The 9,868-nt window shown below is 65.0% G+C and carries 8 protein-coding genes and 1 pseudogene; all 9 read left to right on the plus strand.

Going from position 1 to position 9,868, the window contains the following annotated elements; all coding sequences use genetic code 11:
- Positions 1–238, plus strand: a pseudogene (locus EOB36_RS31480) (BMP family ABC transporter substrate-binding protein); the annotation flags it as partial.
- A gap of 58 nt (positions 239–296) precedes the next feature.
- The gene (locus EOB36_RS31485) at positions 297–1,403 is read left to right on the plus strand and encodes an ABC transporter permease (protein WP_245467951.1); all 1,107 of its coding nucleotides are present in this window, start codon (positions 297–299) and stop codon (positions 1,401–1,403) included.
- Positions 1,403–2,329, plus strand: a complete 927-nt coding sequence (locus EOB36_RS31490) for an ABC transporter permease (RefSeq protein WP_128286416.1) — start codon at positions 1,403–1,405, stop codon at positions 2,327–2,329. Before EOB36_RS31485 ends, EOB36_RS31490 begins: the two co-directional genes overlap by 1 nt.
- Before the next feature lie 25 nt (positions 2,330–2,354).
- Positions 2,355–3,056: an isochorismatase family cysteine hydrolase gene (locus EOB36_RS31495; RefSeq protein WP_128286417.1), complete on the plus strand. Its 702-nt coding sequence runs from the start codon at positions 2,355–2,357 to the stop codon at positions 3,054–3,056.
- A 9-nt stretch (positions 3,057–3,065) separates the two neighbouring features.
- Positions 3,066–4,592: an ABC transporter ATP-binding protein gene (locus tag EOB36_RS31500; RefSeq protein ID WP_128286418.1), complete on the plus strand. Its 1,527-nt coding sequence runs from the start codon at positions 3,066–3,068 to the stop codon at positions 4,590–4,592.
- Positions 4,592–5,260, plus strand: coding sequence for an isochorismatase family cysteine hydrolase (locus tag EOB36_RS31505; RefSeq protein WP_128286419.1), 669 nt, complete (start codon positions 4,592–4,594; stop codon positions 5,258–5,260). Before EOB36_RS31500 ends, EOB36_RS31505 begins: the two co-directional genes overlap by 1 nt.
- Positions 5,253–5,603, plus strand: a complete 351-nt coding sequence (locus tag EOB36_RS31510; RefSeq protein WP_127203632.1) for a cupin domain-containing protein — start codon at positions 5,253–5,255, stop codon at positions 5,601–5,603. The genes EOB36_RS31505 and EOB36_RS31510 overlap by 8 nt, the downstream gene beginning before the upstream one ends.
- Complete coding sequence (gene atzF / locus EOB36_RS31515) at positions 5,600–7,429, plus strand: allophanate hydrolase (protein WP_128286420.1); 1,830 nt, start codon at positions 5,600–5,602, stop codon at positions 7,427–7,429. Before EOB36_RS31510 ends, atzF begins: the two co-directional genes overlap by 4 nt.
- A 281-nt stretch (positions 7,430–7,710) precedes the next feature.
- Complete coding sequence (locus EOB36_RS31520; RefSeq protein ID WP_128286421.1) at positions 7,711–9,774, plus strand: di-heme oxidoredictase family protein; 2,064 nt, start codon at positions 7,711–7,713, stop codon at positions 9,772–9,774.
- The last annotated feature ends 94 nt before the right edge of the window (positions 9,775–9,868 follow it).

Here is a 9,868-nt window from a genome sequence, read left to right on the forward strand (position 1 = left end):
GGCCGACGGCTTCGTCAAGATGAGCCCGCTCGGTCCCGCCGTCAGCGAGGCGGCGCGCACGCAGTTCGACGGCACGCTCGCCGAGATGATGAAGGGCGGCTTTTCGGTCATCAAGGGTCCCCTGAAGAACAACAAGGGCGATGTCGTCGCAACCGAGAGCCAGACGTTCGTCGAGACCGCGATCGAGCTGGAAAGCATGGACTATCTCGTCGAAGGTGTCGTCGGCTCGACCGCTTGATCATGGATCGGAGACGGGGGTCATGGCAGACACGGTGAGCAGCGCGGGCGCGCCAGCGATGTTCGGCGCCAAAAGCTATCCGGCGGCGCTCGAATGGATCGCCCGGCGGGCGGAAGCCTTCGTTATCCCGCTCGCGGCGCTGATCGTCGGCATGGCCCTGTTCAGCCTGTTCATCGCGCTGGTCGGCAAGTCGCCCGTGCAACTCTATGAAACGATGTGGCGCGGCGGCTTCGGCTCGTGGTTCTCGATCCAGAACTCGCTGTCGCGGGCCGCACCCCTGCTGCTTGCGGCGCTCTGCGTGGCGCTGCCGGCCCGGCTCGGCCTCGTCGTCATCGGCGGCGAAGGCGCGATCGTGCTGGGCGGCGTTGCCGCGGCCGCCATAGGCGTCGCCACCAGCGGCGCGCCCGCCTTTTTCGTTATTCTTGCCATGGGCGTGGCGGGCATGGCCGCCGGCGGCATCTGGATCGGTGCCGTCGGCGCGCTACGCCACTACCGTGCCGTCAACGAAACCATATCGAGCCTTTTGATGGCCTATATCGCCATCGCGCTGATGAACCATCTGGTGGAAGGACCGCTGCGCGATCCCGCCTCGCTCAACAAGCCCTCGACCGAGCCGCTGGCGGAGGCCTACCGCATCGGCAACATTCCGGGCATGGACGTGCATTGGGGCCTTGTCGTCGGCGTCATCGCCTGCATTCTGTCCTGGCTGCTGATCGAAAAGACCCGCTGGGGGTTCGCCGCCCGTATCGCCGGCGGCAATGTCAGGGCGGCCCAGGTGCAGGGACTTGCGGTCGGACCGCTGATCGTCGGTTTCACCGCCCTGGCCGGCGGCTTTGCCGGCCTTGCCGGCATGCTGGAAGTTGCCGCCGTGCAAGGCAGCGCCAACGCCTCGCTCGCCGCCGGATACGGGTATACCGGTATCCTCGTCGCCTTTCTCGCCCGCCACAATCCGCTCGCCATCATCCCGGTCGCCTTCCTGCTTGGCGGCATCGACGCCTCCGGCGGGCTGATCCAACGCCGCATGGACCTGCCCGGCGCCACCGTGCTGGTGCTGCAAGGCATGCTCTTCGTCGTCATCCTGTTCAGCGAAACCTTCTACGGCCGCTTCAAGGCCTTCAATCCCGACCTCTGGCAGAGGCCCGATCTCTTGAAGGGAACTGCCTGATGGACTCGACCGAGATCGGCCTCTGGGGCGTTCCGCTCGCCATGCTCGGCGGCGCCATCCGCGTCTCGACGCCCTTCATCTTCGTGTCGCTGGGCGAAGCCATCACCGAGCGTTCGGGGCGTATCAACCTCGGCCTCGAAGGCACGCTGGTCTTCGGCGCGATGTCCGCTTATGCCGTCGCGGTGATGACCGGCTCGCCATGGCTCGGTCTGCTGGCCGCCGCAGCCGCCGGTCTTTGTTTCGGCCTGTTCCACGGCTGGATCTGCAAATTCCGTGGGGTTAACGACATCGCCATCGGCATTGCGCTGATGCTGTTCGGCTCGGGTCTCGCCTTCTTCTTCGGCAAGCCGTTCATCCAGCCCTCGGCGCCCGACCTGCCGGCGATCCCGTTTGGCGGCTGGTCCGATATTCCGCAGGTGCAGGCGGCGCTCAACGTCAACGTGCTGTTCCTGATCGGTGCGGCACTTGCGGTGTTCCTGTGGTGGGCTTTCCGCAACACCCGCGCCGGTTTGATCCTGCGCGTGGTCGGCGACAGCTCCGACGCCGCGCGCGCCATGGGCCTCAACCCGAACACGGTGCGCCTCCTCGCCACCGGCCTCGGCGGCGCGCTGGCCGGAATCGGCGGCGCCTACCTGTCGCTCTACTATCCCGGCAGCTGGACCGAAGGCATTTCGTCGGGACAGGGGCTGATGGCGGTGGCGCTGGTCATCTTTGCGCGCTGGAACCCGCTCGGCTGCTTTGCCGCGGCGCTGCTGTTCGGCGGCGCCGGCGCGCTTGGGCCGGCGCTGCAATCGGTCGGCGTCACGCAAGGCTACTATCTATTCTACGCCGCACCCTACATTCTCACGCTCATCATCATGATCGCCACCTCGTCGCCGAGCCGTTCGCTCGCCGGCGCGCCGGGCGAACTGTCGATCACCAAATGACGTTTCCAGACTGGAGTTTTGCTCAATGAACGCCAGAGCCGAGGTCACGCAGCGCTACATCGACGCCGATCCTTATCCATGGCCCTACAATGGCGAGCTCCGGCCCGACAACACGGCGCTGATCATCATCGACATGCAGACCGACTTTTGTGGGCCGGGCGGCTATGTCGACCATATGGGCTACGACCTTTCGCTGGTGCGTGCGCCGATCGAGCCGATCAAGTCGGTGTTGTCGGCCATGCGGGCGAAGGGCTACACCATCATTCATACGCGCGAGGGCCACCGGCCCGATCTCGCCGACCTGCCGGCCAACAAGCGCTGGCGCTCACGCCGCATCAATGCCGGCATCGGCGATCCCGGACCTTGCGGACGCATCCTGGTGCGCGGCGAGCCGGGCTGGGACATCATCCCCGATCTCTATCCGGCCGAAGGCGAGCCGATCATCGACAAGCCAGGAAAGGGCTCGTTCTGCGCCACCGACCTGGAGCTGATCCTCAACCAGCGCGGCATCGAAAACATCGTGCTCACCGGCATCACCACTGATGTCTGCGTCCACACGACGATGCGCGAGGCCAATGACCGCGGCTTCGAATGCGTGATGCTGGAGGATTGCTGCGGGGCGACCGACTACGGCAACCATCTGGCTGCGATCAAGATGATCAAGATGCAGGGTGGCGTGTTTGGCGCGGTGTCGAACTCGGCGTCCTTCGTTGCCCAGTTACCATGAGGCTCGACCATGAGTGACCGCAAAAAAGCAGTCGGTGTCGAGACGATCGGCATGACAATGCGCTTCGGCGCCTTCACCGCGCTGGACGACGTGTCGATCAAGGTGCCGGCGGGATCGTTCCATGCGCTGCTTGGCGAAAACGGCGCCGGCAAGTCGACGCTGGTCAAATGCATGATGGGTTTTTATCACCCGACCGCCGGCGACATTCTGGTCGACGGCCGCGAGGTCGCGATCGCCAGCCCGAAGGATGCCTCGGCGCTCGGCCTTGGCATGGTCTACCAGCATTTTACCCTGGTCCCGTCGCTGACAGGTGCGGAAAACCTGGTCATCGCCCGAGAAAAGGTGCCGGGGATTATCGACTGGCGCAAGGAGCGCGCCGCACTTGCCCAATTCATGCAGCGGATGCCGTTCAAGCTGCCGCTCGACGTCAAGGTGGCCGAACTTGCCGCCGGCGAGAAACAGAAGCTCGAGATCATCAAACAGCTTTATCTCGGCCGCAGTTTTCTGGTGCTGGACGAGCCGACGTCGGTGCTGACCCCCGGCGAGGCGCAGGAAGTGCTCGGCCTCGTGCGCGGCATGACCAAGGCGGGCGACCTCACCGTATTGATGATCTCGCACAAATTCCATGAGGTGACGGCATTCGCCGACGACATCACGGTGTTGCGCAAGGGCAGACTGACAGGAACAGGGAAAGTCTCGGAACTCTCTCACAAGCGGATGGCGGCGATGATGATCGGCGACCAGCCGATTGCCGCGCTCGACAGCCGCGCTCCAGTGCCTGTCGGCGCCCGGCAAATCCTGACGGTGAAGGCACTGAAGGCGCCCGACCGAACCGGGCTGAAGACAATCCATATCGGCGCGCTTGATGTGAAATCCGGCGAGATCGTCGGCGTCGCCGGTATTTCCGGCAACGGCCAGAAGGAATTTCTCGAAGTCCTTGCCGGACAGCGTGCGCGTGATGCCGGCGACGTGCTGGTGAAGGGCTCGCCCTATGGCGCCAGCCGCGCCGAGGCCCGCACGCTCAACGTGCGCTTCATCCCGGAGGAACCGTTGCGCAATGCCTGCGCGCCAAGGATGACGGTGGCGGAAAACATGGCTTTCCGAACCTTCGACCTGAACGAGGCTGGCAAACCGATCAACTGGATCAAGATGAGTGCCATCAGGGACTATGCGGCCCGCCTAGTCGAGCAGTTCAAGGTCAAGACGGCCTCGCTCGCCTCGCCGATTTCGTCGCTCTCCGGCGGCAACGTCCAGCGCGCTGTGCTCGCCCGCGAACTGACCGGCGAGGTCGATCTGCTGATTGTTTCGAATCCGTGCTTCGGACTCGATTTCTCCGCCGTCGCCGAGATCCGCGCCCGCATCATGAAGGCACGCAACGCCGGTGCTGCGGTGCTGCTGATGTCGGAGGACCTCGACGAATTGCTGGAGCTCTCCGACCGCATCTTCGTCATGTCCGACGGCGCGCTGGTCTACGAGACGCCGATCGCGCAGGCGAGCGTGCAGACCATCGGCGAGCACATGGCAGGACATCATTGATGGCCGAGATCGACGCGCTGCCGTTTCCGTTTGCTTTCGAGCCTGAGGCGATGGCGCTGGTCGTCATCGACATGCAGCGCGATTTCGCCGAGCCGGGCGGCTTCGGCGCCAGCCTCGGCAACGACGTCGGCCGGGTGGTGGCGATCGTTCCAACGGTGAAGAGGCTGATCGAGGGATTTCGCGCCGCCGGCCTGCCGGTGATCCACACGATGGAGTGCCACAGGTCAGACCTTTCGGACCTGCCGTCGGCCAAGCGCAACCGCGGCAATCCGTCGATCAGGATCGGCGATGTCGGCCCAATGGGCCGCGTGCTGATCGTCGGCGAGCCGGGAACGGCGATCCTCGACGAGCTTGCCCCGCTGCCTGGCGAAATCGTCATCGAAAAACCTGGCAAGGGCGCGTTCTACGCCACCAGCTTCGGCGAGGACCTAAAGCGGCTCGGCGTGCAGCAACTCGTCTTTGCCGGGGTAACGACGGAAGTCTGCGTGCAGACGACGATGCGCGAGGCCAACGACCGCGGCTATGAATGTCTGCTGGCCGAGGATGCGACGGAGAGCTATTTTCCGGAATTCAAAGCGGCCGCGCTGGCCATGATCAGGGCGCAGGGCGCGATCGTCGGCTGGACGGCGATGACGGACCAGGTGCTCAAGGGAATTGCCGATGCCTAACATTGCATATCCGGCTCTCACCGATGGGGCCTGGCGTGATCTGACATTCGAGCATTTTCGCGAAGGCATCTCGGTGCATTGGCTGCTCAAGGGCGGACCGGCTGAACCGTCCGTCGCGATCCTGAACTATCGGCCCGGCGCCGGCGTGCCGCGCCATCGCCATGTCGGGCTGGAAACCATCGTCGTGCTGGAGGGCATGCAGAGCGACGGGAATGGCGACTATCCTGCCGGAAGCGTCGTGCTGAATCCGGCCGGGACCGAGCATTCGGTGTGGACGAAAGACGGCTGCGTCGTGCTGATCCAGTGGAATCTGCCGGTGATCATTCTGGACGAGACGAAATGAGCGAAATCCGCTTCGATATCGGCAGCCTGCACGCGGCCTATGCCTCCGGCATGTCGGTTGCGACCGTCGTTGAAACCGTGTTTCAGCGCATAGCGGAAGCGGACGATCCCGGCATCTTCATCCATCTGGCAAGCAAGGCCGAGATGCTCGCCGAAGCCGAGGCACTCGGCGGATTCGATCCCGTGGCAAAGCCGCTCTGGGGCGTGCCGTTCGCGGTCAAGGACAACATCGATGTTGCCGGCATTCCGACCACGGCCGGCTGTGCCGAATATGCCTACTTGCCGACGAAAGACGCCACCGTCGTCGCGCGCCTGAGAGCTGCCGGCGCGCTGGTCGTCGGAAAAACCAATCTCGACCAGTTCGCCACCGGCCTCGTCGGCGTGCGCACGCCCTATCCGATACCGAGAAACGCGATCGATCCGAAACTGGTGCCGGGCGGCTCCTCGTGCGGCTCGGCCGTGGCGACGGCGCGCGGCATTGTTTCTTTCGCGCTCGGCACCGACACCGCCGGCTCCGGCCGTATCCCCGCCGGCCTCAACAACATCGTCGGGCTGAAGCCGACGGTCGGCGCGCTGTCGGCCGCCGGCGTCGTGCCGGCCTGCCGCACGCTCGACTGCGTCTCCGTCTTCGCGCTCACCGTCGATGACGCCTACAGCGTCTTCAGGGCCGCGGCGGCAAAGGATGACGCCGATCCTTATTCGCGCGTTATCGCGGCGCCGTCGCTCGGTCCGCGTCCACCGGTGCTGTCTGTCGGCGTTCCGGCAACGACGGACCGGCAATTTTTTGGCGACGCCGCCATGCAGGCGGGATTCGAAACGGCGCTGCGGACGCTGGAACAGCTCGGCTGCCGATTGGTAGAAATCCCCTTCGGCGATTTCTACGCCACCGCCAACCTGCTTTACGAAGGCGCATGGGTGGCCGAGCGCTATGCGGCGATTGCGGATTTCATGGAAGCGAACGAAGCAGCCATGCACCCGGTGACGCGCACGATCATCGGCGGGGCGCGAAAACTTTCGGCAGCGGATGCTTTCAAGGGCTTTTATGCGCTGCAGGCCTACAAGGCCGGGCTGGCGCCTGTCATCGCCTCGGTCGACCTCTTCTGCGTGCCGACGGCGCCGACGCACTATTCGCTGGCGGCTGTTTTGGCCGATCCGATCGTCACCAACAGCCGGCTCGGCACCTACACCAATTTCGTCAATCTGCTCGACTTGTGCGGCATCGCCGTGCCGACAGGCAAGCGCGACGACGGTCTGCCGATGAGCGTCACCTTGCTTGCTGCTGCCGGCAAGGACGCCTTGACGGCGGCGCTGGCCAGCGAGCTCCATGCAGCCAGCGGTCTCTGCCTTGGTGCGACCGGCTGGCCAATGCCTGCCTCATCCGCCAAAACGCCTGATTTCGATGACGGCATGATCGAGCTCGTGGTCGTCGGCGCACATTTGTCGGGGATGCCGCTCAACGGCCAACTCTGCGCGCTGGGCGGCCGAATGAGCAGGATCGCCAAGACAGTTGCTTCCTATCAGCTCTATGCGCTTGCCGGCCAATCCGTGCCGAAGCCGGGGCTCGTGCGTGTTGCCGATGGCAACGGGGCGGCGATCGATGTCGAGGTTTGGCTGCTTTCAGCAGATGCGTTCGGACGCTTCGTGGCTGCGATCCCACCGCCGCTCGGCATAGGCACGATCGAGCTCGATGACGGGACATCGGCCAAAGGCTTCCTGGTCGAAACCGCCGGATTGTCACGGGCTATCGACATTTCGGCCTATGGCGGTTGGCGCAGCTTCATCGCAAAAGCCGGCGGAAATCGACTGGGAACCGCTCCGGCAGGTTGAACGATCGGCGTTCGCGCCGCAACGTCTGCGCGACCTCAAAGCATAGCAGCGATGCTCGGCTCGCAGTTAATACGGCGAGCCAGTTACGCCGAATGCCGTAAGCGATCCGTAAGCGCGCGTGGTCGAAACGTTGCACCGTGAGTGGCAGGCGTCACCAAGCGCTTGCGACCGCCGGAGACCTCGCGATGCGAACAGGCAGTGCAGTGGCCCCCACGGATTTCGCCGGGACTGATCAGACTCGGCGATGGTCCGCGCTGTCGGGGTTTTCTGCTCGCTGGAACATGGCGACGGCGGCGATAGTTGTCGGCCTGCTACCGACCTGGGCGTTCGCGGGAGATCGGACCCCCAACTGGCGCCTGAACGCGCGTGTTGTCGCGGTCGGGCTGCCCGACGTGGCCGGCGTGCGCGAGGTGGGCCGCTTTCATGTCGGCGGGCCGATTCCAGGAAATCCGGAATTCCTCATGGCGACGCGCGAAGGGCGGGTGCTCGATCCGCTCAGGGTTCTCGTCGCCGTAGGCAGCAATTTCGGCGCGCCGCCGGGCGATCCAGTATTTGAGGTCGGGACGATCCTGTCCATCGATCCGCGCGCGGGCAAGTCTGCTGGCACCATCATCGTTCCGCAAGATCTCACCGGCAAAGACGCGGATGCGAGGGTTCAGCTCTACACGGCGCAGAGCGAACGGTTTCTCAACCGGCGGTACAATGCCGGGGCTCGAACCGCGCGCCACGCAGCTGCGTCCGGACCGCGATACATTTCCATCAACAACGCGTTCGGAAGGCCCTGGATCGCAAACGCGCCTGGCGGGATCAATGGCGAGGGCAGCGTCACGGTCGTCGCCCCCGACGGTGCGCCACTCGCCAACGCGCCAAGCCGCGAGGCCGGCGGCGTGTTCGCCGGCCGGCATACCGATCGCGAGAATACGCCGAAAGCGCAGCCCAGCGGCTGGCTTGGCAAGCTCATGAATTATCAGGCAAGCGGCCAGCTAACATCAGGCGGAATGCAGACGGGCGCGCTCGGAACGGCGTTTCTCGGTCCATCGCCGGACGGCAGCGGCTTTGCCGTGTTCGCCGCCGTCACCGCGGATGGAAGCGTGGTTCAGATCCACGTCCAGGATGGCGTCGACGGCTTGGCCGGCCCCGGCACGGTAAGCACCGGCCTGGGCACGGTAAGCACCGGCCACGGCATCGGCGACGATCCCGGCGTCATCGGCGTCACCTTCAAGTGGAACCCGGACCGCACTCTCTATATCGCCGATCCGGGCCGTGACCGGCTGTTGCTGCTTGAACTGAAAGACGACCGGCGGCATTTCACGGTGGCCAGGAGCCGCACGATCTCGCTGCCGGAATTCGACCGTCCGGTCGATGTCGCCGCGGCCATTCCCGAGATCGCCAATCCGCAATTCTCGAGCCACACGACGCTGGCTGGCGGGTCTGATCTGTTCGTCGCCAATCGCGGCGACGGCTCGCTGCTGCGCTTGAGCCAGGACGGCCGGCTTCTCGCCCGGGCGACGATCGAGATTCCAGGGCTCGGGCCCCTCGGCCCCGATCGCCTTCGCGCGATCGCGACCTCGGCGGACGCTCAGCATATTTGGATAACGATTGGCGGCGAGGTTCCGGGATTTCCGGGCCACGAAGGGGCGCTCGTCGAGGTTGGGGCCTTCGACGAGCACGGCGCGGCGGCAGCGATGCAGGGGACGCAGGGCGCTGCCGCCGACGCCAATCTTGCGGCGCGCGGAAAAAAGTCGTTCCAGACCGATTTCACGCCGCGCATGGGCCTCGGCCCATTGTTCAATGCAACCTCCTGCGTGGCCTGCCATCCCGGCCCTGGCGGTGCGAGCATCGATGAAAGCCACTTTGCGCGCAGAATAGCCCATATGGATCCGGGCTCTGGGCGCACGGTTCCGATCGATCATCCCAACAGTCCGGTCGCCCGACGACATGCGTTGCGCGATGGCATGAGGATCGTGTCGGCGGCGATGCCAAGCCAGGCCAATGTGATTTCGCTGCGCATGCCGCTCGCACTCTACGGTATCGCTGGGATCGACGAGATACCCGACAGCGTCATCGAAGCGCAGGCGGTCAGCAAGGGCGACGGCATCAAGGGCCGCGCGCATCATGTCGTCGATGGTCAGGGCGCATCGCGGGTCGGCCGATACGGCTGGAAGGCTGACATCGCCACCCTCGAAGACATGGTGGCGAGCGCTTTCGCAAACGAACTCGGCATCACCAGCGCGACTGTCAGCCGCGAGGCGGGCTCGCAGCCGATCGAAGACGATACCGCACAGATCGAGGCGGTCGCCTCCTATCTGCGAACGCTCCGCCTCCCCGACGGGGCAAAGCCATGAGCCTCGCCCTGACGCTCTCCGATGCGCCCGAAAAAATGCGCCCTGACCATCGACGACATGATGCGCGCGGCCCTTGATGCCGTCGCCCTTGCTG

The organism is Mesorhizobium sp. M6A.T.Cr.TU.017.01.1.1 (assembly GCF_004023115.1).
GTDB lineage: Bacteria > Pseudomonadota > Alphaproteobacteria > Rhizobiales > Rhizobiaceae > Mesorhizobium > Mesorhizobium mediterraneum.